Source organism: Bacillus mobilis, from assembly GCF_001884045.1.
Classification (GTDB): Bacteria; Bacillota; Bacilli; order Bacillales; family Bacillaceae_G; genus Bacillus_A; species Bacillus_A mobilis.
In genome coordinates, this window is the sequence record NZ_MACF01000104.1 from 23,950 (window position 1) to 48,152 (window position 24,203).

General features: G+C 34.4%; 20 protein-coding genes. 16 read left to right on the forward strand and 4 right to left on the reverse strand.

The features are described 5' to 3' along the window. Window positions 1-9: 9 nt before the first annotated feature. Window positions 10-1,449 (reverse strand): NADP-dependent glyceraldehyde-3-phosphate dehydrogenase, encoded by a 1,440-nt coding sequence (gene gapN / locus BAQ44_RS17655; RefSeq protein WP_071722652.1) that lies wholly within the window; start codon window positions 1,447-1,449, stop codon window positions 10-12. 586 nt (window positions 1,450-2,035) lie between these two features. Between gapN and BAQ44_RS17665 the strand changes: the two genes are divergently transcribed. The 5 genes from BAQ44_RS17665 to BAQ44_RS17690 all read left to right on the forward strand — a co-directional run bounded on the left by BAQ44_RS17665 (window position 2,036) and on the right by BAQ44_RS17690 (window position 8,311). Further along, window positions 2,036-3,796, forward strand: a complete 1,761-nt coding sequence (locus tag BAQ44_RS17665; protein WP_071722654.1) for an ABC transporter ATP-binding protein — start codon at window positions 2,036-2,038, stop codon at window positions 3,794-3,796. Continuing rightward, on the forward strand, window positions 3,793-5,793 hold the full coding sequence (locus BAQ44_RS17670) for an ABC transporter ATP-binding protein (protein WP_071722659.1): 2,001 nt from the start codon (window positions 3,793-3,795) through the stop codon (window positions 5,791-5,793). Before BAQ44_RS17665 ends, BAQ44_RS17670 begins: the two co-directional genes overlap by 4 nt. A 272-nt stretch (window positions 5,794-6,065) precedes the next feature. Further along, complete coding sequence (locus tag BAQ44_RS17680; protein WP_071722661.1) at window positions 6,066-6,863, forward strand: amino acid ABC transporter substrate-binding protein; 798 nt, start codon at window positions 6,066-6,068, stop codon at window positions 6,861-6,863. Then, complete coding sequence (locus BAQ44_RS17685; RefSeq protein WP_033655982.1) at window positions 6,850-7,548, forward strand: amino acid ABC transporter permease; 699 nt, start codon at window positions 6,850-6,852, stop codon at window positions 7,546-7,548. Before BAQ44_RS17680 ends, BAQ44_RS17685 begins: the two co-directional genes overlap by 14 nt. 28 nt (window positions 7,549-7,576) lie before the next feature. Further along, window positions 7,577-8,311 carry an amino acid ABC transporter ATP-binding protein gene (locus BAQ44_RS17690; RefSeq protein WP_061677875.1) on the forward strand — a complete coding sequence of 245 codons (735 nt, stop codon included), beginning with the start codon at window positions 7,577-7,579 and terminating at the stop codon, window positions 8,309-8,311. A gap of 51 nt (window positions 8,312-8,362) precedes the next feature. Here BAQ44_RS17690 and sasP read toward each other — a convergent pair whose 3' ends face one another. Beyond that, window positions 8,363-8,566, reverse strand: coding sequence for a small acid-soluble spore protein, SasP family (gene sasP, locus BAQ44_RS17695; RefSeq protein WP_000013339.1), 204 nt, complete (start codon window positions 8,564-8,566; stop codon window positions 8,363-8,365). Window positions 8,567-8,967: 401 nt separating this feature from the next. On the opposite strand from sasP, the gene BAQ44_RS17700 reads away from it, so the two are divergent. Then, on the forward strand, window positions 8,968-9,213 hold the full coding sequence (locus BAQ44_RS17700) for a hypothetical protein (protein ID WP_061677876.1): 246 nt from the start codon (window positions 8,968-8,970) through the stop codon (window positions 9,211-9,213). Window positions 9,214-9,229: 16 nt separating this feature from the next. Here BAQ44_RS17700 and BAQ44_RS17705 read toward each other — a convergent pair whose 3' ends face one another. Both BAQ44_RS17705 and BAQ44_RS17710 read right to left on the reverse strand, forming a co-directional pair. Next, a complete protein-coding gene (locus BAQ44_RS17705) occupies window positions 9,230-10,690 on the reverse strand; it encodes a YheC/YheD family endospore coat-associated protein (RefSeq protein WP_071722663.1) in 1,461 nt (486 codons plus the stop codon). A gap of 20 nt (window positions 10,691-10,710) precedes the next feature. Further along, complete coding sequence (locus tag BAQ44_RS17710) at window positions 10,711-11,763, reverse strand: YheC/YheD family protein (RefSeq protein WP_071722665.1); 1,053 nt, start codon at window positions 11,761-11,763, stop codon at window positions 10,711-10,713. A gap of 134 nt (window positions 11,764-11,897) precedes the next feature. Between BAQ44_RS17710 and BAQ44_RS17715 the strand changes: the two genes are divergently transcribed. From BAQ44_RS17715 to BAQ44_RS17760, 10 genes are all read left to right on the forward strand, one after another. After that, window positions 11,898-13,034 (forward strand): DUF445 domain-containing protein, encoded by a 1,137-nt coding sequence (locus tag BAQ44_RS17715; RefSeq protein ID WP_063263542.1) that lies wholly within the window; start codon window positions 11,898-11,900, stop codon window positions 13,032-13,034. A gap of 142 nt (window positions 13,035-13,176) precedes the next feature. Further along, the gene (locus tag BAQ44_RS17720) at window positions 13,177-13,533 is read left to right on the forward strand and encodes a YlbF/YmcA family competence regulator (RefSeq protein ID WP_048525099.1); all 357 of its coding nucleotides are present in this window, start codon (window positions 13,177-13,179) and stop codon (window positions 13,531-13,533) included. 384 nt (window positions 13,534-13,917) lie between these two features. Continuing rightward, window positions 13,918-14,163, forward strand: coding sequence for a hypothetical protein (locus BAQ44_RS17725; RefSeq protein ID WP_071722667.1), 246 nt, complete (start codon window positions 13,918-13,920; stop codon window positions 14,161-14,163). Window positions 14,164-14,392: 229 nt separating this feature from the next. Beyond that, complete coding sequence (locus BAQ44_RS17730; protein WP_071722669.1) at window positions 14,393-16,684, forward strand: sensor histidine kinase; 2,292 nt, start codon at window positions 14,393-14,395, stop codon at window positions 16,682-16,684. Window positions 16,685-16,753: 69 nt separating this feature from the next. Further along, on the forward strand, window positions 16,754-17,413 hold the full coding sequence (locus BAQ44_RS17735) for a response regulator transcription factor (protein ID WP_071722671.1): 660 nt from the start codon (window positions 16,754-16,756) through the stop codon (window positions 17,411-17,413). A gap of 359 nt (window positions 17,414-17,772) precedes the next feature. Continuing rightward, complete coding sequence (locus BAQ44_RS17740; RefSeq protein ID WP_071722673.1) at window positions 17,773-20,409, forward strand: adhesive domain-containing protein; 2,637 nt, start codon at window positions 17,773-17,775, stop codon at window positions 20,407-20,409. Between the two features lie 53 nt (window positions 20,410-20,462). Next, on the forward strand, window positions 20,463-20,849 hold the full coding sequence (locus tag BAQ44_RS17745; RefSeq protein WP_071722675.1) for a cell wall anchor protein: 387 nt from the start codon (window positions 20,463-20,465) through the stop codon (window positions 20,847-20,849). Then, on the forward strand, window positions 20,846-21,628 hold the full coding sequence (locus BAQ44_RS17750; protein ID WP_071722677.1) for a WxL domain-containing protein: 783 nt from the start codon (window positions 20,846-20,848) through the stop codon (window positions 21,626-21,628). Before BAQ44_RS17745 ends, BAQ44_RS17750 begins: the two co-directional genes overlap by 4 nt. A 52-nt stretch (window positions 21,629-21,680) precedes the next feature. Continuing rightward, entirely contained in the window at window positions 21,681-22,418 is a 738-nt protein-coding gene (locus BAQ44_RS17755) for a WxL domain-containing protein (protein WP_071722679.1), read from the forward strand. Between the two features lie 103 nt (window positions 22,419-22,521). Beyond that, window positions 22,522-23,535, forward strand: coding sequence for a WxLIP family cell surface protein (locus tag BAQ44_RS17760; protein ID WP_071722681.1), 1,014 nt, complete (start codon window positions 22,522-22,524; stop codon window positions 23,533-23,535). The last annotated feature ends 668 nt before the right edge of the window (window positions 23,536-24,203 follow it).

The following is a 24,203-nucleotide window of genomic DNA, read 5'->3' on the forward strand; positions in this document are numbered from 1 at the left end:
CATATAAGATTAAACTAAGTTTAATACAGTTACTTTTTCACGTGTCATAGACTCAAGGCTCTTGCGAATACCTTGTGCGCCCATACCTGAACCTTTTACACCGATGAATGGGAAGTGGTCAGGGCCGCGCTCTGTGCGTCCGTTAATTTGAACAGAACCAGTTTCGATTTTGTTAGCAATTGCAAATGCTTTGTTAATGTCTTTTGTGAAGACACTTGCTTGCAAGCCGAACTCTGATTTGTTAGCAATTTCAATTGCTTGCTCATCTGAAGAAACACGGATGATTGGAAGGATTGGGCCAAATGGCTCTTCCCAAGCAACTTTCATTTCTTCTGTTACGTGGTCGATTAATGTTGGGTAAATTAAGTTACGCTCACGTTTGTTACCGATAACGATTGTTGCACCTTTTTCAACAGCGTCATCAACTAAACCTTGAACGAAGTCAGCAGATTTATCGTCGATTAATGGAACGATTGTGCTGTCTTGTTCTGGAGATCCAACTGATAGCTCAGCTACTTGCGCTTTTAATAAGCTAACAAGCTCGTCCGCTACGTTTTCGTGTACAAGTACACGTTTAATAGCTGTACAACGTTGACCAGAGTAAGAGAATGCACCGCTTACGATATGGTTTGCAGCATCTTGTAAGTCAGCATCTTCACGAACGATACCAGGGTCTTTACCACCAAGTTCTAATACAAGTGGAATCATTGCAGCTTTTTTCGCTAAATGTTTACCTGTGTTTGTACCGCCTGTGAACGATACCATATTGATGCCTTCGTGTTCTACTAAGTAGTCACCAATTACAGAACCGCGTCCTGTCGCTACGTTTACAAGACCTTTTGGAAGGCCAGCTTTATGAAGTGCTTCCACCATTTTAATACCACTAATTGCACCTTGAGTTGCTGGTTTGAAAATAACAGCGTTACCCATAATTAATGCTGGTGCAAGTTTTGCAGCAGATAAGTTTACTGGGTAGTTAAATGGTGCGATTGCTAATACAACACCAAGTGGTGCGCGTTGGATGATTGCAAGTTTAGATTTCGTTCCGCTAGGGAAGCTATCGCCCATCATGCTTTCTCCGTGCATATGTAGAGCTTCTTCAATTGTGTAACGAATGAAATCAGCTGTACGAACAACTTCTTTCTTCGCATCTTTATAGCCTTTACCGACTTCTTTCATAATGATATCGGCAATTTCATCTTGCATATTTACGAGCTCATCAGCCCATTTATATAAATATTTTGCGCGATCTTGTAGAGAAGCTTCTGCCCATGATTTTTGAGCTTCTTTTGCAGATGCAATTGCTTCATCTACTTCTCCGCGAGTAATTGCTTGTACTTGTCCAATTACTTCGTGTAAGTATGGAGATGGAATTTCGATTGTTTCTCCTGAAGAGCTTTCTCTCCATTCTCCGTTTAAATAAAATTTGTACGTATTGCTAGTTGTCATGATTAGTCCTCCTAAAATAGCAACTTGTAAGAGTGAGTATAAGGTGATTGTAGGGTGTTTGATAACATTTTTCAAATGAAATGTTTGTGAAAACGATTTCTTATTCTTTTTTTATTTTGTATGCCCTTTCTTACAGAACATTCCCTTATTTCAAAATGATGTAGCGTATATTTTTATTCGTTGTGCAAAAAAACAATTGACAGAATACTCAATAAAGTTGTAAGATTATAAATGGAAAATAAATGAAGGGGGTGTGCGTAATGATTGTAATCGTAAATGTAATGGGCTTAGCTCTGTTAAATGGCAGAAAACATTCATATCATTACGCAACCCGTACGGATATATAGGGCATCTTTGTCTTATAAAAAGCGTACGTTGCGTATATCGTAACGTACGCTTTTTATGCATTTCTGTGCATATCGTCAAGCGGCGGTATGCTTTTTTTTGTTTTCCACGTTACTATATAAAACTTTGGAAGGTGGAAAAATGTGATGAGATTGTATGGATTACGAAATGTAAATGTGATGGGTCTGGATAGTGGATAAAGAAATGAGAGGGAAACGAGTACGAGAAGGGAGAGGTTACATTGTTATCAGTATTACTAAAGTTAAAATGGTTTTTTAAAGAGCATTGGAAGAGATATAGTATCGCCATTGGAGCTCTTTTAATTGTAAATATAGTTGAAGTTATTCCCCCGAAAGTGTTAGGGGTTACGATTGATAACATAAAAACAGGAACGTTATCGAACGAAGCAATTATGCAATCAATTCTTATTTTAATAGGGGTTACGATCGTTGGATACGGTCTTACTTTCGTTTGGCAACATCAGTTGTTTGGGGGAGCATTCGTACTGGAGAAGACGATGCGCTCTAAATTTATGGGGCATTTACTTAAAATGACACCGACGTTTTATCAAAAGAATCGTACTGGTGATTTAATGGCGAGAGCGACAAATGATTTAAAAGCAATCGCTATGACAGCCGGTTTCGGTATATTAACGCTCGTAGATTCGAGTTTATATATGCTTACGATTGTCTTTATGATGGGGTTTACAATTAGTTGGGAGCTTACACTTGCGGCACTTATACCGCTTCCGATTATGGCGTATGCGATGAATATATATGGAAAGAAATTGCATGAAAGATTTACAGTTGCGCAAGATGCGTTCGGTGATATGAACGATAAAGTATTAGAATCAATTGCTGGCGTGCGCGTTATTCGTGCATACGTACAAGAGAATGCAGATCAGGAAAGATTTCATCATTTAGGAGATGACGTCTACGAAAAAAATATGAAGGTAGCTAGAATCGATGCATTATTCCAGCCAACTGTAAAAATGCTTGTTGGTCTTAGTTATTTAATTGGTTTAGTGTATGGCGCGTATCTTGTATTTCAATCAAAGGTAACACTTGGTGAACTCGTTTCATTTAACGTGTATTTAGGGATGATGATTTGGCCGATGTTTGCAATTGGCGAATTAATTAATGTTATGCAACGAGGAAATGCTTCATTAGACCGTGTGAATGAAACGTTAGCGTATGAACCGGATGTAAAGGATCCGAAAAATCCAAAGCTTGTACAAGAGCCGGATTATATTCAGTTTGATGATGTTACCTTTTCGTATCCTTCATCAACTGAAACAAATTTAAAGAAGGTTTCATTTACATTAAAACAAGGGGAAACGCTTGGGGTTGTTGGAAAAACAGGAAGTGGAAAAACAACGCTCGTACGTCAGCTTCTTCGTCAATATCCGCTTGGAGATGGGGATATTGCAGTCTCTGATGTGACGTTAAATAACATAACGAATGAAAATGTACTCGGCTGGATTGGGTATGTACCTCAGGAACATATTTTGTTCTCAAAAACAGCGAGGGAAAATATTTTATTCGGAAACAGAGAAGCGACGGAAGAAGAACTCGATAAAGCGATTGAAATTGCGGCGTTTACAAAGGATTTAGAGTTTTTACCAGAAGGGTTAGAAACGCTCGTTGGAGAGAAGGGTGTTTCTTTATCAGGAGGGCAAAAACAAAGGATTTCAATTGCGCGAGCTGTGATTCAAAATCCAGAAATTTTAATTTTGGACGATTCTTTATCAGCTGTTGATGCCCGTACGGAAGCAGCGATTATTGAAAATATAAGAACAGAAAGAAGCGGGAAAACGACAATTATTACGACGCACCGTTTATCAGCTGTACAACATGCGGATTGGATTCTCGTTATGGATGAGGGCGAAGTAATGGAAGAAGGTACGCATGATCAGCTTATTAAAAGCGGAGGCTGGTATGCTGAGCAGTTCGAAAGACAACAAGGGGAAAGTGAAAGTGCGGATAGTGGGGTGAAAATATGAGCGTTTCAAAACGATTGTTTCAATACGCGATGAAAGTGAAAGGGACGATATTTGCAGCGATGCTAATGTTATTTATTTTCGTTATCGCAGAGCTTGCTGGTCCTTTCGTCGCAAAAACGATGATTGACGATCATATCGTTGGAATAGAGAAACCTTGGTATGAAACAGAAAAGAGTGAAGAGGCTGTTCCGTATAACGGTACCTTTTATAAGCGAAGTGATCGCTTTGAACAAGGTGAGAAAAAAGGAAAAGAAGTACGTGTGATGCAAGTCGGTTTTCAATATTATTTTGTGCCGAATAAAGTGAATACGGAAGGATCACGTACTGTAAAAGGTGATATGATTACCGTTCAAAATGGTAAGGCGGTGCAAGTGTATAAAGCGAAAGCATTAACGAAAGAAGAAGTGTTTGCGTTTTATAAACCAGAAATAAACCGTCTACTTCTACTTGGTGGTGGCTATTTCGCTTTATTAGTAGTCGTTTCATTATTTGCATACGGAAAGCAATTTTTCTTACAGAAGGCAGCGAACAAAATTATTCAAATTATGAGGGAAGATGTCTTTTCTCATATTCAAACGTTGCCGATTCGGTATTTCGATCATTTACCAGCAGGGAAAATTGTATCGCGTGTCACGAATGATACGGAAGCCATTCGGGATTTATACGTAACGGTGCTTGCGACATTCGTTTCTAGTATCATTTATATTATCGGGATATTTGCTGCGCTATTTTTACTCGACGTAAAATTGGCGACGTTATGTTTACTTATCATCCCGATTTTAATCGTTTGGGCAATTCTTTATAGAAAGTATGCGTCTGTATACAATCATAAAATGCGTTCACGTTTATCTGATATTAACGGAACAGTGAATGAATCCATTCAAGGAATGCCAATTATTCAAGCGTTCCGTCAAGAACGTGAAACGAAAAAAGAGTTTGAAGAATTAAATGGCGATTATTTTAAGTATCAAAATAAAATTTTAAATTTAAATGCAGCAACTTCGCATAACTTAGTGTCTGTATTAAGAAATATCGCTTTCACAGGTGTGATTTGGTATTTCGGTGGTGCTTCATTAAGTGCTTCAGGTGTCATTTCTTTAGGGATACTGTATGCGTTCGTTGATTATTTAACACGATTGTTCTCTCCGATTACAAATATGGTAAATCAGCTTGCTAACTTAGAACAATCGCGCGTTGCATCAGAACGTGTTTTTGAATTGTTAGAGGAAAAAGGAGAAGCGGTAGAAGAGGAACGTATGCCTCGCTTACAAGGAAATGTGAAGTTTGATAATGTGTCGTTTTCTTATAATGGAAAAGATGAAGTGTTAAAAAATATTTCTTTTGAAGCGAAACAAGGCGAGACAGTAGCGCTTGTCGGTCATACGGGATCAGGAAAAAGTTCCATTATGAATGTACTTTTCCAGTTTTATGAGTTTGAAAAAGGAAAGCTTACGATTGACGGTCACGATGTAAAAGAGATGCCGAAACAAGCAACTCGTGAACATATGGGAATCGTACTACAAGATCCGTTTTTATTTAGCGGAACAGTGGCATCTAATGTTAGCTTAGAGAATGAAAACATTTCAAAAGATCGCATCGTAAAAGCATTGCGAGATGTTGGTGCTGAAAGATTTGCGAACAATATAAATGAAGAAATTACGGAGAAAGGAAGTACACTTTCAACCGGAGAACGTCAGCTTATATCGTTTGCTAGGGCACTTGCTTTTGATCCGGCCATTTTAATTTTAGATGAAGCGACATCTAGTATTGATACGGAGACAGAAGCGATGATTCAACAAGCGTTAGAAGTTGTGAAAAAAGGGAGAACGACATTTATTATTGCTCACCGTCTTTCAACAATTAAAAGCGCAGATCAAATTATTGTGCTTGATAGAGGAACGATTTTAGAAAAAGGCTCTCATGATGAGCTAATGAAAAAGCGTGGGCGTTATTACGATATGTACAAAACGCAAATGGAAGGTAATCAGAGCGCTTAATAGGTATGGAGGAGAACTTGTGATTTTCACAAGTTCTTTTTTTAGTGAATCAGGGCAGTTAAATAAGAAGTATTGTTTTACCTTTTTCTTTATAAATGCTATATTAAAAAATGTTACTTATTTTTTGTATGTAGCGTTATTTTCCCCTTTTGTTTGATTATGAAGAAAAAGGATAAACTAAATAAGAACATTTTCATTGAAAAATTGTTCAAGATTGCATACAATCAATATAGTTTTTAAATTCCTATCAGAATACTTGGAGGATTACCATCATGAAAAAATTATTTTCAGTACTTGCAGTAACTACATTAGCGATCGGGATTGTAGCGGGCTGCGGTAAAGAAGAGAAAAAAGATACAGCTAGTCAAGACGCGTTACAAAAGATAAAACAAAGCGGTGAACTTATAATTGGAACAGAAGGTACATACGCACCGTTCACATTCCATGATTCAAGCAATAAATTAACTGGATTTGACGTTGAACTATCAGAAGAAGTTGCAAAACGTTTAGGTGTAAAACCTGTATTTAAAGAAACACAATGGGATAGCTTACTTGCTGGTTTAGATGCGAAGCGTTTCGACATGGTTGCGAATGAAGTTGGTATTCGTGAAGACCGTCAAAAGAAATATGATTTCTCTAGCCCATACGTTTCATCTTCAGCGGCATTAGTTATTGCGAAGGATAAAGATAAGCCTGCTACATTTGCTGATGTAAAAGGATTAAAAGGAGCACAATCTTTAACAAGTAACTATGCAGATATCGCTAAGAAAAATGGTGCGGAAATTATTGGTGTAGAAGGGTTTAGCCAAGCAGCAGAATTATTAAGTTCTGGCCGCGCTGATTTCACAATCAATGATAAATTATCAGTATTAAACTATTTAGAAACGAAAAAAGATGCAAAAATTAAAATTGTAGATACAGAAAAAGAAGCTTCACAAAGTGGGTTCCTATTCCGTAAAGGTAGCGATAAGCTAGTACAAGAAGTAGATAAAGCGTTAGAAGATATGAAAAAAGACGGTACGTATGACAAAATAGCGAAAAAATGGTTCGGCGAAAATGTATCTAAGTAGTGCGTTGGTTTCAGATCGATTGTCTACTTGGATAGATATTATGCAGTCTTCCTTCATGCCTATGCTGAAGGAAGCTGTGTTTACGACAATTCCATTAACGCTTATTACATTTATTATCGGGATTATACTTGCGACGTTAACGGCGCTTGCACGTATTTCAGGTAGTCGTATTTTACAATGGATTGCTCGTATCTATGTATCTATCATTCGCGGAACGCCACTTCTTGTACAATTATTTATTATTTTCTATGGTCTTCCAACTCTTAATATTGAAGTTGAGCCATATACAGCAGCAGTTATTGGATTTTCATTAAATGTCGGTGCATATGCATCTGAAATTATTCGTGCTTCTATCCTTTCCATTCCGAAAGGGCAGTGGGAAGCAGCTTACACAATTGGAATGACATATCCGCAAGCGCTAAAACGTGTTATTTTACCGCAGGCGACGCGCGTATCTATCCCGCCGCTTTCGAATACATTTATTAGTTTAGTGAAGGATACTTCATTAGCATCGTTAATTTTAGTAACAGAAATGTTCCGAAAAGCGCAGGAAATTGCGGCAATGAACTACGAGTTTTTAATTGTTTATTTCGAAGCAGGTCTTATTTATTGGGTAATTTGCTTCTTATTATCTATCGTGCAACAAATATTAGAAAAACGTTCAGAACGTTACACTCTAAAATAACCCTTTCATAAAAGGAGTTTTTGTTTTTATGATTTCAATTCAACATTTACAAAAAAGTTTCGGAGATAATACCGTACTAAAGCATATAGATTTATCAGTTGAGAAGGGGGAAGTTGTTGTTATTATCGGACCATCTGGATCTGGTAAAACGACATTCCTGCGTTGTCTCAATGTGTTAGAAACACCGAACGCTGGTAATATTCGTATCGGTAATAAAGAGCTCGATTTCTCTCAAAAAGTATCGAAGAAAGATATTGTTAACCTTCGTACGCAAACAGGTATGGTCTTCCAGCACCATAACTTATTTCCACATTTAACAGCACTTCAAAATGTCATGGAAGGGCTCGTTACAGTGAAAAAGATGGGGAAAGAAGATGCGAAGAAGAAAGCAAACTATTTCCTTGAAAAAGTTGGTCTTGCGGATAAAGTAGACTTATATCCGTTCCAATTATCAGGCGGACAACAACAGCGCGTTGGAATTGCTCGCGCGCTTGCGATGGAGCCGGAAGTGTTACTATTTGATGAGCCAACGTCAGCGCTTGATCCTGAACTCGTTCAAGAAGTTCTGAAAGTAATGAAAGAACTTGCGAAAGAGGGCATGACGATGGTGATTGTAACGCACGAAATGCGCTTTGCACATCAAATTGCGAACCGTGTTATTTTCATGGATGGCGGTGTCGTTGTCGAACAAGGCACACCAGAAGATGTATTTACAAATCCAAAAGAAGAACGCACGAAGAAGTTTTTACAAATGTTGCAATAAATGAAGGAAGGTCTCAAGGCATATGCCTTGAGACCTTTTTGCCATATATATTTATTTTTGGAATCCGCCAAGGCTTTGCTCAGCCATTGCAACTAGACGTTTTGTAATTTCTCCACCAACTGAACCGTTAGCACGAGCCGTAGAATCTGCTCCTAATTGTACACCAAATTCTTGAGCGATTTCGTACTTCATTTGGTCGATTGCTGCTGTTGCTCCTGGTACTACTAATTGATTTGAAGAATTTTGGTTTGCCATAGGAATATATCCTCCTTAGAGTTATAAAAATTTTTTTTGGTTGGATTAGCTGGATTTGAACCAGATTATCGCCCCGTTTGGCGCTAATCCATCGGTAATTAAGTTTGTACTCATAGTATGGATGTTACCTAGAAAGATATACGAAATAATAATTTGTAAATTTTGTAAAAAAATATTAGTGATTTCGTAAAGTATGAAATAAGAGTAATCGTTGTATTTTTTAGAAAGAAGGCTAAACTAAGAGCGATTTGAAATATGTTTTTTGTTTGTATCCCGCTATTGTGGGGCAAATCATTAACTTTATAGTTCTATTTTGAATAGGAGTGGAACAAAATGCTCCTATGCACGGCTAGATGTTCTCTTCAATTAACTTGTAAATGATAACGTATGGAGGAATCGTGATGGGAATTTGCCCGCTTTGCAACGCATTAGAATCACAAACATATTCTTGTCAAAATTGCGAAGGTATACTCCAAGATTATGGGAAAACTGTAGATTACATAGACGATTATAGTGCGTATATGGATCAAGAATTATTAAGTGCAGTAGATGGTTTAACGCATAGTAATTCACAAGAGTATTGCAATCATGTTTTTTATTGCGGGATATGTAATGTGGAAACAGAAGTTGTAGTAAAACTTGTGTAAATAGAAAACTTCCACCTTATGAATGAGGTGGAAGTTTTTGTTTTCGTATTTGTGAGTGAATCATAGGGGAAGGGATATGTTCGGTGTTTGAGGGAGCCTCTGATTTTATTTGAGACATTTTTTCTTTTGCATCGCGCAAAGAATGTTCAGTTAAGTAGATGGCATATTCGTAAAATAATTGGCGCGTCAGTTCACTTTGTTCTTTTAACTTTTCATCTTGGAATACAGTTCGCCCGGGTTTAGAGTTTGCTTCAAAGAGCCACGGGTTTTCCTGCGTGTCTAAACCGATATCAAAACCAATTTCTCCAATATTTCCGATTACTTGTTCATCAAGCGCGTAACTGATTTGTAAGGCAGTTTGTTTTAATTTATTTTCAATTTGAACTTGTTTCGTTGAATCAGGAAAAAGTTCTTGTAGTAATTTTGTATCGCCACCGCTATTTACATGTGTTGTTAAGCTACCTTTGCCAGCAATTTTTGCAACGATTGCACTGACAATCCATTGACCGAAATGATTTTTATTTGTATGAATGCGGAAATCAACCGGTTGCCCATCGAAGCGAAGTAAGGAAATACCTTGTTGTACGATAAACTTTTTTAAATCATGTCCTTTTAATACATGGTTCAGAAGCGTTTCTAATGATTGATACTTTCTGAGTTTGTTTTCTTCATTTTCGCGATAACGACAGTAGTAGCAATTCTCTGCTTGAGAATAAAATAGTTGGTGAATATTTCTCCCGAAGCTGCCGTGAATTGGTTTCATGTAAATCGATTTATACGTACCGAGAAACCGCTCTACTTGTTCGAAGTGTTGAAATGTTTCTGTGTTCGGTAAGAATGGCATAATGGACTCATCTTTCATAAGAAGTTGATGCACTTCCCATTTATTAAAAAATCCTGGATTAAACCATGGAATCGCATAGTCATGCTCTAATTTTCTTTTTGCTCTTACAATTGGTTTATAATTTTCGGCTTTCCGATTTGGTAAGCGGTCATAAATGACATTCGGGAAAGGTACTTTTTTCTTGATCCATTGTTCCTCTTGAAAAAAATAGCCTTCAATTGTTTCATCTTCCCAGTCTATATGTTGCACACCAAAAACGAATACAAATGGTCGCAAGGTGAATGGCGGCGTTAGTAACTCGCCAAGAGAAGTTGAACGGTTTCCTAAAGGGTTAGAAGAGTCATCGTTAAAACCAGTTGTGAAAATCCCGATTAATGGTCCGAAAATAATTGTTTCATTTTGCGTGAATGCATGGATAGTAGTGGAATGAGGAAGCAAAAGTTTCTCTGCAATTTGTTGTCCGATAATGATTTCACGAGTAAAGGAATAATGAATTTTTACCTCTTCACTTGCAACATGGCGTACGCCGAAGGAAAGAGATGTAATGGGTGGTGTAATGGAAAAAATATAAGGTAAAGTAATGCTATTTGGATGCTCATCTGAAATATTTAACGTATATATGTGCTCTTTCAAAATGGGTTTACCCCCTTTCATTATGGTGTGAAGCGACTAAACTTTAATGGTCCGTGATATATTTTTTCGGCTAATGAATCACTATGACGAATGTAATGTTCATACGGGGGAATCGTGTTGACATACATAAGCCAAATTGCCCCTTTTTGATCCATAATGGTGGAAAGCTCTAGCTCGAATAACGAAGAATAAGATTGATCTAATGTTTGAAACACTTCATTTATAATGTCTTGTAAAGCGTCTTGTAATAGTTGAACACCGGTACTAGATAGTACGTATTTAATTTTTGAAAATGAATGCAGTGAGGAATCATCCGTTGCCGAAAGTAAAAGTTGATTCGGAAATGAGCTTTTTTGTATAAATTGGCCGATAGCATTCCACTTCTGTTCTTTATTTTTTTGCAAAATGGTCCGAATATGGAGTGGGTATGTTAATTGATTTGGTGGCTGCAGCATAGTGTGGGTGATGTAACGTGCTGATCGTATATTAGATTTGTACCAAGATATAAATTCATCTGTCCGCTTGATTGGAGTAGAAGTATGATAGTCATCATTTATCGTATCGATATGAAATGTTTTATTTTTGTAAGCAATCCGGTACAGACTTTCATTGGAATGTGTATGAGTAGGACGTATAATAATATCTTTTGTTTTTAATAACAGTTTGAAAATGTTTTGGATTGTTGCTATTTCAAATTTTGGTATATAAGGAGATAATTTTTTATTGGTGAGAAATACATCATGTAGTTCGCTTAAGTCAATAAGTGTGTTATTTAAAAAGGTAGTGGTAGGACGATTGTGTAATGAGTGAATAATTGACTTGGCTTTTTCGAAGTCTGTTTCCTCGTTAAAAGAAGAACGATCGTATATATAAGAAGGAATAGGGAATGTTTGCTCTTTCCATTTTCCTGTATCAGTATCATAAATCAGACCAGAAATAAGATCTGTTTTAGGATCAATACCAAATGGCGTAAACTGGGCAACGACATTATGATAAAGCCGAGCGCGTTTAGCGATTTCGGTGTAATACGTTTGCTCATAATGAGGGTGAGAAGTTAAAATACCGAGAACCAACGAAATCACTCCTTTACTAACAAAATGTTGGCACAATAGCCGAAGCTATATATTGCAAATACGTTTTTATACCATTATACTTTTGTCCGTATGATGATATGCTATAGTTTTGGAGAAGCGAAAGGTTGATTGTAATGAATATATGGTTAAGTATGTTAACGACGACAGGGCTCGGAGCAATTATTGGGGGATTCACAAATCATTTAGCGATAAAAATGTTATTTCGTCCGCATCGCCCTATTTATATTGGGAAGTTTCAAGTTCCATTTACACCAGGATTAATTCCGAAGCGCCGCGATGAGCTTGCTGTTCAATTAGGAAAAATGGTTGTCGAGCATTTGTTAACGCCAGAAGGAATCGGAAAGAAGCTAACAAATGAAGAGTTTCAAAAAGGTTTAATTCATTGGACGCAAGTAGAAGTGGATAAAGTAATGACGAATGAACAATCACTGCGACAAATGTTAGAAAAATGGAACGTAGCGCATGTAGAAAAAGAAGCAACTGAGAAAATCGAGCATGTGATTACAGAAAAGATTCAGGCATTTTTAGAAGAGTACTATACATATACATGGGAACAAGCTTTACCTCATTCTGTTCATGAAAAAATTGAGAATGCGATCCCAAATGTCTCGGCTTTTATTTTAGGTCGAGCAACTCAATTTTTTGAAAGCGAAGAAGGAAAAGCTCGTCTTTCAAAAATGATTGATGATTTCTTTGCTTCTAGGGGAACGCTGCTTAACTTAGTCGGAATGTTTTTAGGGAATGTAAGTGTAGTGGATCGTGTGCAGCCAGAAGTTATTAAGTTTTTAGGGCAAGATGGCACAAAACAGCTTTTAACTGATGTACTGCAAAAAGAGTGGGAGAAGTTAAAAGGAAGAGATGTAAAAGAAGTAGAAACGTTTGTAGAAAAAGAAATGATTGTAAGCTCCATATTGTCAGCAGTTAAAGTGGAGGAAACAGTGAGTAAGTTTTTAAACCAATCTGTGCAGCAAGTATGTGAGCCAGTTCGAGAAACAATCAAGGAAAAGGTAGTCCCGAGCGCAGTAACGAAAGGCTTGAAGTGGGGAACAAAAAACGTAGCGAGTATATTAAAAAATCTCCATCTTGCGGAAATTGTGCAGCAAGAAGTATCCACATTTTCAACAGAGAGACTAGAAGATTTAGTTCTATCCATTACAAAAAATGAACTGAAAATGATTACGTATTTAGGTGCCTTATTAGGCGGGATGATCGGACTCGTGCAAGGACTGTTACTGTTGTTTCTTAAATAATAAGAAGAGTACATAGAAATAAAAGTGAAATTTCTTCACATCTCTTGCATAGTTTGATATGGTAAGAAGAGGTGCGTATGTAAACGCACTTAAAAGGCAGTGCGAGCGAAAAGCGCTAGCCTTCTAAAGGAGGAAAAATAAAATGACAAAAAACATTCATGATGTTGCATATGAATTACAAAAAGCAATCGCTGAAAACGAAGATTTCCAAACATTAAAAGCAAGCTACGCAGCAGTACAAGGTGACGCAGCTTCAAAGAACTTATTCGATGAGTTCCGTACAATGCAACTTGGCCTACAACAAAAAATGATGCAAGGTCAAGAAATCACTGAAGAAGATAACCAAAAAGCACAAGAAGTTGTAGCTCGCATTCAACAAGATGCTAAAATCACAAAGTTAATGGAAACTGAGCAACGCCTAAACATCGTTATCACTGACGTTAACAAAATTATCATGAAGCCACTTGAAGATTTATATAACGCGCAACAACAAGCGTAATAGTGGAAGACGCCCCTTGATAGGGGCGTCTTTTTTATGCGTATAAAATTGAAATGAAACTTTCTGTTTTCGGTTACACGAATTTGTATTGCGGTGAAGCGTCTTTTATTTTCGCTACTATTTAATGAAGAAAATTATAATTTTTAAAATGGTAAGGGAATTCATATGAAAATAATTAAAATGTAATTTTGAAAATGAAACATAACAGTAAAAAATAAGGAATTACATTTATATATAATTATTAATTGATATACTTTCTTACGATGAATATTCATCTATTTCGTGAGAGCGCATTAGTTCTTCGGTGAAATAATTGCTAATCTTACATATAATTTATTTACTAATGACAAAATGAATAAATGTAAATGAAAGAGGTTAGAATAAATGAATATTCTTATAGATTTAAATAGTTTTAGAACGGAAATATTAGCGAAACATGCACTTCATATGATGATAGAAACTGACTTTTTTTATCAAGGAGCGCAATTGGTTGACAATGTTTGGGTAAATGATTCTGCTATTTATATAAATAATGTAAAGATACTTACAAAAGGTATTGAGATTTATAAGAAGAATAATGAGTATTATTTAATGCACCAATCGAATGATAATAGAGTGATATTATATTAATTTAATATATAGAATATAATAGTTTTTTACGATTTTTTCTTACTTTATGTTATAATCTTCTTCCTAATCTAATGAAATTGAATATTTATTTTTATAGAGCTCTACTTCTTATTAGAAGTGGAGCTTATCTGTTTATTTTTTATATTGCAAGATGCGTATTTCCATCCATATTGCAGAATGGAAAATATACATAGATGAAATGGCTGTATTTAGAAAAAGGGGGTATGTAATGATAATAAAAATGTGGAAATCCAAGTTACAGTTTTTAATTCTATTGCTTTCACTTCTAGTTAGTGGTTATTTCGCTTATTTAATAAAAGAATATCCTGAAACAGGAATATCTGTAAAGTATACCTCTAACCAATATATTATATGTAATCTGTCAAAATATAGTTGGGCAGGGAAAAGAGATTTCCAAATAGGAGATATCATAATGGAGATTAATGGTGAACCACCATCTAAACATTTTACAGTTTCAGCGTATCATTCAATTGAACAGGTAAAAAAAATAACTTTGGATAGGAATGGAGAAATAAAAGAGTACGAGATAGATTATTCGCCTTATAGTAAGCAAGTATTTTATCACCTTATCATTCCTATTGGATTTTATCTTGTATGTTTTCTGATGGCATTATATCTTTTAATGTTTGTTCCTGTAATGAATCGTAGTACAAATGATCTAGTATATTTTTTAATTTCACTTGGTATTAGTTTTATTAGTATTATAGCTGTTCAAAGAAAAGATACTTTATCTTTCGTTATGGTTTCCATTGCACTAGTGTGCTCATTTACTTTCTTTATTCGATTTATGAAATTATATTTTTCAAATAATCAAATCAAATTTTTACAATCTAAGCAATTACAGACTTTAAATGTAATGTCAGTATTTCTTATTTTGTTAAGTATTTTTGTGTATATAAAATATAATGAATGGTCTAATTTGTTTACAATTACTTTGAGCACTATACTATTTGGGTTTACAGTGTACCTATTAGTGCAGTTTTATTTTAGAAGTGGAAATAGTAGCTATTTTAAATATTTAAAAATGATTATTATTAGTTTTGTAGTTTCGGCACTCCCATTTGTTTGTTTATATTTTATTCCAAATTTATTTTATGGAGAAGAGTTTATAAGCAGTGAAACAACAGGAATATTTTTCTTGTTTGTTCCGGTTTGTATTTTCTACTCGGTAATTGCAGGGAAATTGTTTAATTTTAAATTTATTATTCAGCGACTACCGTATTATATTGTTTTAGCTGTAGGTGTTAATATATTCTGTGCAGTATTAGGTATGGTTATTTTTGAAGACGGTAAAGGGCATTTATTAAAGTGGGTAAAATTTAGAATTATTTCTATTATAGTTTGTATTTGTTTTTTATACATTAAAGATTATATAGATTTTAAGCTAAGAAAAAGTTTATATCATTATCAAAAAAATTATCAATTTAGTTTACACCGTTTTTTACACCAAGCGAAGAATGAATACAAATTGTCTAACCTTATTTATAGTCTAAGAAGAGAAATGTCTGATATGTTAAAAATTGAAGAGACATGCTGTGTAGAAATAAATAAGCGAGAACATTCTATTCGTGTTTTAGAGAGTGAATATGTTCCGCAAAGGACACTAGAGACCTTATTTAATCATCAATTGGACACATATAAGGTCGGCTCTATTATACAATTAAATAAACATTTTGGTTTTGTTCTTTCTATTTCGGGAGAAAAAATGATTATTTTAGTATGCAATCATAACGGAAAAGATAACTTAAATGTAGATGACATGGTTTGGATTGAAACGTTATGTAATTATACAGATTTACTATTAGAATGTTCTAATCAAATTGAGGATTTACTAAAACAATTACAAGAAGTAAATGATTTTGAGAAACCACCAATGTGGTTGGCAAGACTTATGTTCAAACTATCTGAAAAAGAGAGAACGAATCTTGCGAGTGACATACATGATGGGGTGTTACAGGATCAAATACGTTTGTCTAGAAAATTTGAGGGTTATAATGCTTGTGTTCAAGATGAAGAAATGAAAAAAATACTGGATGAAATTCAAGATGAACTATTGGATCATATATATACAATTCGGGAAACATGTAATAATTTGAGACCACCATTCTTATATGAGCTAGGTTTAAAACAAGCGTTACTTAATTTATTTAAGCAGATTAATTTAAAAGCGACATTTTTCTTTTATTATGATATTCCTGAAAGAATTGTTGCACCTAGTGTTGAGCATGAGCAAGCAATTTATCGAATTATACAAGAGCTATTAAATAACGCGATGAAACACTCGAAAGCATCAAACGTAACAATAAGATTATTTCAAAAAGGTGAGCACCTTTATTTAACTTATGTAGACAATGGAATTGGGGTCGAATGTAATAAAGTAAACCAAACGTACAACACACTAGGTTTATCAGGAGTTATAACTAGAATTCAAAGTCTAAATGGAGAAATTTCGGTTGAATCCCAATCTAATCAGGGATTACAAATAGTCATTAAATTTTAAGTATGTGCTACGTATAGTCATCAGATGTTATGATAACTATACATACGATGAGATTGAAAGGATGATAATATGATTTCAGTACTTGTAGTAGATGATCATGTCGCAGTAGGATTAGGGACGAAGGCATTAATTGAAAAATATGACGATATGAATGTAGATGTAGTACATGATGGTACAGAAGTGGAACAATTACTTAAGGATGAAAAATATGATGTGTACTTAATTGATTTACAAATGCCTAATATTAACGGTTTAGATTTATCTAAGAAAATTTTAAATTTACATCCAGAGGCATCAATTCTTATCTTTACGGGATTTGATATATTTTCACATTATAATTTACTTATAGAAAATGGTGTTTTAGGGGTATTAAGTAAAACATCATCTGAAGAACAAGTAATTAATTCGATCCGTCATGCAGTTAAAAAAGAAGTGGTTTTATCTCATCAACTTGTTCAGCAGTTAAGAATAAAGGACATGATTTCGAATATAACGAACAAAGATGGGGAAATTACGAATCAAATTTCATTAAACGAGGATGAAAAGCAAATTTTAATAGAAGTGAGTAAAGGGAAGACAAATAAAGAACTTGCTGAAATTTTGAATTTAAGTCAGCGTTCTGTTGAGTATAAACTAACGGATATATTCCATAAATTAAAAGTTTCTTCTCGAATGGAAGCTGTTCAAAAAGCGAAGGAATTATGGTTGATTCCGTCGCTTGATTTGTAATTTATTAAAGTAATAATGATAAAAATAGGTTTCTCTCCACAAAAAATGGAGAGAAACCTATTTTTTATGGAGAGAAATATCAAAGTTGCGTTGTAGCGCAACTTGTTTTGCGGAAACGCACGTTAGTTTTTCGTTTCGGTATTTGGAAATAATGGTTAATCTAGGTATAGGATCGATGTGATAAGAGATTAAAAAAGTTATATTGATTCTTTAAAAAGAGATATCTAAAAAATATGAAAAATAAGAAATGTTAAGTGTTTAATAGGAATATGTATGGAGAATTTAATTAAGGAATTGTATAACAGGCGAATACTGGAATTTAGGTATCTCTTTAAAACAATAAAGAGAGGAGGAAGATTTTGAAAAATAAGATCGTAAAAATTGGGAAATTTTATTTGGTTACCGGACTTGTTTTTACTCAATTTAGTAATCTCGATGTTTTTTCAAGCACTGCATATGCAATTGTCGATAAAAATATACCAGCGTTTACAATGAGTATTGATAAGGATACGAAAAAGGTGAATGAAGAAGTCATTGTCACTATTGAAAGTTTAAATAGTGAGGAGAGAATAATTGAATTTTTGTTACCAGATGGTGCTGATTTCAGTGAAGAAGTTACAAAGAAACTGAACATGGAAAATGTAATGATCGATGCCATCAATGTAGTAGGGAATTCAAGGATTCGAATTGAAAAAAAGGAATCAAACAATGCTTTAGGAAAAGTTTTTATAGCAGCTAAAATGACTAAATCTGGGGATTTTGAGTTTGGAGCAAAGAGTCAAAATGGAAATACTGAGATGAAAAGAAATAAAATCGGTATTAGTGTTTTAAATGATGTTAAAGAAACTAGTGATAAGAAGCATATAGAACAAGCGGAAAACTCATTAGTAGAGCAGACTGAGGCTATTAATGAGAATCCAATTGTGATTAAGGAGTCAGAAGATATTTCAATCACTCAAAAAGGCCTTAGTGAATCTGAAGATATTGCGAATAACGAAGTAAAAACAAAAGAGGATACAAATGAAAAATCACCATACATAATGGATGAAAATATTTATGATGAAAAAACAAATAAATCTATTGAAGATGGAAATGTGCATCAAGTGGAACTAGATCGGAAAAATATAGAGAATCCAGTGGTGGCAGATAAAAAAGAGGAAAGGGATATTCCTTTGACAGAGTATGCTGCTGGCTCTTATCAAAGTATTTTAAAATACCCGAATGTAAAAGTAATCAATGAGAGAACGGGTGAGGGACCTACTATTTCAGGGAAATATGCATTTCAATTAAGGTGGAGTCCAGACGTAAGTTATGAAGTATCAGGGGAAGATCGTACGTATAGTACATATTATAGATTCACTAGTGGCAATGCTAATAAAAAATCTTACGTATTGATAAAAAATGTAGGATTTTATAATGGTTCATGGATGGATTTACGTATTAATGTTCTAGATATCAGTAGTGGTTATATTAAGATATATAAGCCTACGACTAGAAGGGATGCAGATGACTTTTTAAGGGTGAATTATAACGGTTCTAAAGGCTCTGTGGCAAAACTTTCTTACGAATTTATCAATCATAAAACCGGGGATAAAACACGGGTATCATCAATGTGGAATTTTAAAAGATTAAATAGTTATAAGTCGATAGATTTACGGACAGATGGAAGCTATTTATCTAATTTATATACGTATGATACAACTGCTATCGCGTATAAAGATAATGGTAATAGCACAAGTAATTTTGTTGGTACTGTCGGTGGAGAAAAATTAAATACGAATATGTCGATTACATTTGATGAGATTGATGAGTTACCAGTTCGCTTAAATTTAGAAAAAACAGTAGGGTATTTGAAGTATGATCGTGATGCGATTTCTAAAGTTGAGTTGCCGGCACCAGATGTTGAGGGTAACACGACAGAAGATGATTCGCGGGAGATGACTTATTATATTTACCAGAATGTACCTTCTCAATCATCAACATCTTATTATGCAAAATCGTTATCTATTGAAAGTGAAGTAGATAAAAGTTTTAAGCTTAAAAATGTAGAGATAACGGATGAAGAACATAATGATGTTAGTAAATTTTTTGATGTAACAATAAAAAATAATAAAATTATTGCTACAGCAAAAGCGAATGTAATTGGGACAAGTCAATTCAATGATAAATTTTACAGAATTAAAGTGACGGGTTCAATTGTAGAAAATACTGACTTCATGAAGTATTACAAAAATGGATATCTCGAAATTCCAGTTGTAGCTAAAAACTATGTAGATGGTGACAAAAAAGGACAAACGAGTAATCAAGATATCACAAAAATAAAGTATAAAGGTATTCCTACAGGAGAAGCAGTTCCTCAAACTGTTAAAGTTGGTACTGATATATCTAAAATGGATATTTCAAAATTTGTGACAAATTTATCTGTAGACACGAATGCGAAGATAGATAAACCGATATCTGTAGTACGATTAGAGGATATACCAAAAACGGATACTCCGGGTAATTATACTGTTACAGCGATAATCAAAACGAAGCAGGGAGTAGAGGCAAAAGTTAAAGTGCCTATAAAAATTGTAGAAGGAACTTTGAAGCTAGTAGATGTCCCGAAAGTAATTTCTTTTCATAACTTAGTTATGCCATCTAAACCAACGATATATGCTCCTTCTCTCATTGATGGAAAAGTAACAGTAGTAGATGCGAGGGCAAAAAAACAAAAATGGCGTTTAGGTGTAAAAGAAATAAAACCACTTACATCTAGTTATGGTGATCAGCTAATTGGTGCGATGGTTTATACAGATAAAAAAGGTATCAACCATACGTTAAGTATGGAAAATACTGAAGTATTATCACACACTTTAAAAGACGATAATGATTATGATGTTTCTTGGAACCAAAATCAAGGGATTCGATTGCAAGTGGCTCCGGGGCCAAACGTAAAAGCTAAAACTAAGTATAAAGGTAAGTTACAGTGGACGTTAACAGATGCTCCTATTTAAAAAGGCTATATCTAAGATAAATTAGGTATAAAACTTAAAAAGGAGAGAATGTAATGAGAAATAAAGGCTTATTTTTGATATATGTTACATTTACTTGTTTAACAACGTTTTTATATTGCGAAACTGTTTTGGCAGGTGGCATGAATTCAAAAGCAGGAATATCATTTTCAAATAGTTATATACCGAATATAGATCCTGAATCAATCATACCAGATGGGTCTATATTAATAGATAATACATCTGATGACCATATGAACAAAAAAGAGTTACCGAGAACAGGATCTTATTCAATTTTTGGGATTCAATGCAAAGGATTCGTAAGCATACTAATAGGTTTAGCTATTCTAGTAACATTAGGTAGAAATAATAATAGGGAAGATAGAAATCAAAAGTTTCTATTAAATAAACAAATTAACTTAAAAAGTGGAGGTAAGTTATGAAACTAACAAAATTAGCATTAGCAGGTGCAGTGTCACTATCAACTTTAGCAGGGGGAACTTCAGCATTCGCAGAAGAAGCTGGGAAAATGAATTCTTTAACAGATGTTACATTCACAGAGAATAGTGATGTTACGAACCCAATTAACCCAATTGACCCAGAAGAAGAAGTAACAACGATAGGGAATCCAGATGATCCAAAAGATCCAAAGGATCCTAAAAATCCAGATGACCCAGAAAATCCAGAGGATAATAATCATGAAATTGGAACACAAGGTCCATTAAGTATTGATTATGTATCGAATTTCCATTTTGGTAAACACAATATTTCTGGTAGTGATCAAGTGTACTTTGCAAAATTAGACACAGTAAAAGGTAAAGATGGAAATAAAGAAGTACCAAACTTTGTACAAGTAACAGATAACCGTGGTACGAATAAAGGATGGAAACTAACAGTAAAACAAAATGGTCAATTTAAAGCTGCAGAGACTGAATTAACTGGTGCAGAATTAAAGTTAAGTAATCCGTTTGTAAATTCTGCAGCAGATAAAAAATTCGCTCCAGCGGCAACAGAAGTAACATTAAATCCAGATGGTTCTACACAAGAAGTAACAACTGCAGAAGCAGGTAAAGGTATGGGAACATGGACGACAGCTTACGGTAAAGACAATGTTGAAGGAACAAAGAGTGTTAGTTTATCTGTACCAGGTACAACTGCGAAAGTAAAAGATACAAAGTATAAAACATCATTAACATGGACTTTAGAGGATACACCGCAATAAGTTTTTTGTTTTGAAAATTGAAAATATAGAAAGTAGAAAAGGAGAAAGAATCATGAAATTAACAAAATTAGCGTTAGCGGGTGCGGTATCATTAACAGCATTAGCGGGAGGAACATCAGCATTTGCAGCAGAACAAGATGGTGGAACATTAAATTCGAAAGCATTTATCAAATTTGAAAAAAATACAGAAACTGTAGATCCAACTGATCCAATTAATCCTGGTGAACCAGTAGAACCAGTAGTAGATCCGGGAAATCCAGATGATACACATGAAAAAGGAACGGATGGCCCATTAAGTATTGACTATGTATCAAATCTTAATTTTGAAACACAAAAAGCTTCTGGTAATAATGAAATTTATTTTGCAAAATTAGATGAAGTGAAAGCTCAAGATGGAAATAAAGAAGTACCAAACTTTGTACAAGTAACAGATAACCGTGGTACAAATGCAGGATGGAAACTATCAGTAACACAAAATGATCAATTTAAAACAGCTGATAATAAAGAATTAACAGGAGCTGCATTGACATTGAAAAATGGAACGCCAAATTCAGCTTCAGGTAGTGATGCCCCAACAGCTGCACAAGATATTGCATTAGTTCCAGGACAAGCATCTGATGTTTTGATAGCTCAAGAAGAGCAAGGTATGGGAACATGGACAAATGCTTTCGGTAAATCAGTAGAAGAAGGCAAAAAGAGCGTAGAGTTAAGTGTACCAGGTAAAACGAAAAAAGAACAAGCACAGTACACAACGTCTCTAACTTGGGAATTAAAAGACGCTCCAATGTAATATTGTTTTACTTGGAACGTTTTAAGAAGGAGATAAAGATAGATTTACTATCTTTATCTCTTTCGTTTGTCTATTAAAACTATGGATAGGAAAGGAATTTAGTATGAAAAAAATATTAAGTAGTTTACTAGTTATTGTTTTTCTTTTTAACATATATAGCCTTCAGATAAATGCAGCAGAAATGAAATTCGCTGTAAATGCAGTAATACCTGAGAATCAAGTGGATAAGAATCAGACGTATTTTGATTTAAAGATGGAGCCAGGACAAAAACAAACGCTTCAAGTACAAATGAAAAATGATACAGATAAAGAGGTAATTGTAGAAACTCATACGAATACAGCTATTACAAATAGTAATGGAATAACTGATTACAGTGTGATTGCCCCTCAACTTGATTCTACTCTTAAAATCCCATTTTCAAAAATTGCTAAAGTGCAAAAAGAAACGAAAATACCTGCAAAAAGTACAGTTACATTAGATGTAAACATTGAAATGCCAAGTGAAGTATTTGATGGAGTTATTTTAGGTGGGCTTTATTTTAAAGAGAAAGAAAATGATAAAGAAAAGAAAAGTGCAAAAGAAGTACAAATTGAAAACAAATATGCATATGCCATTGGTGTTGTCCTAAGAGAAACGGATGCTGAAGTAAAGCCTGATATGAAATTAAATGAAGTAAAACCAGGGCAAGTGAATGCACGTAATGTTGTAACAGCAAATTTACAAAATATAAAACCAGCAATGTTAAAGGATTTAAGCGTAGATGCAAAAGTGTATACAGAAAAAGGTAAAGATGTACTACATGAAACGAAAAAAGAGAATTTGCGCATGGCACCGAACTCTAACTTTGATTATGCAATTAGCTGGGATAATAAAGCTTTAGAGCCAGGAACATACCGTCTAGAAATGAAAGCAACTGATGGGGATCAGAAGTGGGAGTGGACGAAGAAATTTACGATTGAAGGAAAAGAAGCAAAGAAGTTAAACGATACAGCGGTAGAAGCTAAAAAAGATTATACTCTGTACTATATAATAGGAGGGGTTTTACTACTGATTGTATTATTAGCTGTAGTATTTTGGTTGGGAAGACGAACAAAGAAAAAAGAGGATGAGAAGTAATAAATTTGAGAGGGTACATAAAAACACTGTTACTTAAAAACAGTGTTTTTTATTTTCTGTTTCATATTTTACGAAGAACAATTGCGTTTGAACGATAAGGTTTTTCGGTGGAAAAAGGACAATTGCTATTTATACTATACGTACAGGGAAATGAATAATTTAATTTTTGTTTGTAGTTAAGTATTTATTTAGTATGCTTTACGCTATCCATTGTATTAATTCTCAGTTATTATTTTTCAGCACATAGTTGTTAGTTATCTGTTTTCTTTATACCCATTTCATAAGTGTTAAATAGCGTAAAGAGTACCCTGGTTTATGTAATGTTAATTGTTGAAAGCCATCTTACGTGTAAGGTGGCTTTTATGTATTTTAGTTACATCTATTGTTGTGAGATACCGAAAGAAAAATTGCGTTCGTACGTGGGAATCGTTCGGTGAAATAAATTGGAACATGTATTATAGTTTAATTAAAGGCAAACCAAAACTCGCGAGGACTAACAACTTAATATATTGCCTTGTATTAGGGTGTGTAGTCGTATTCAAGTATATACTAATTAGTAATAAACAATATAAAAAATGTTTGAAAGACAGTCAATTATTTTAAGACACGGTAAAAAAATTGCTGTATTAAGTTGTTGTTATTTCAACTTATCGTTGTTAAAAGAGAGT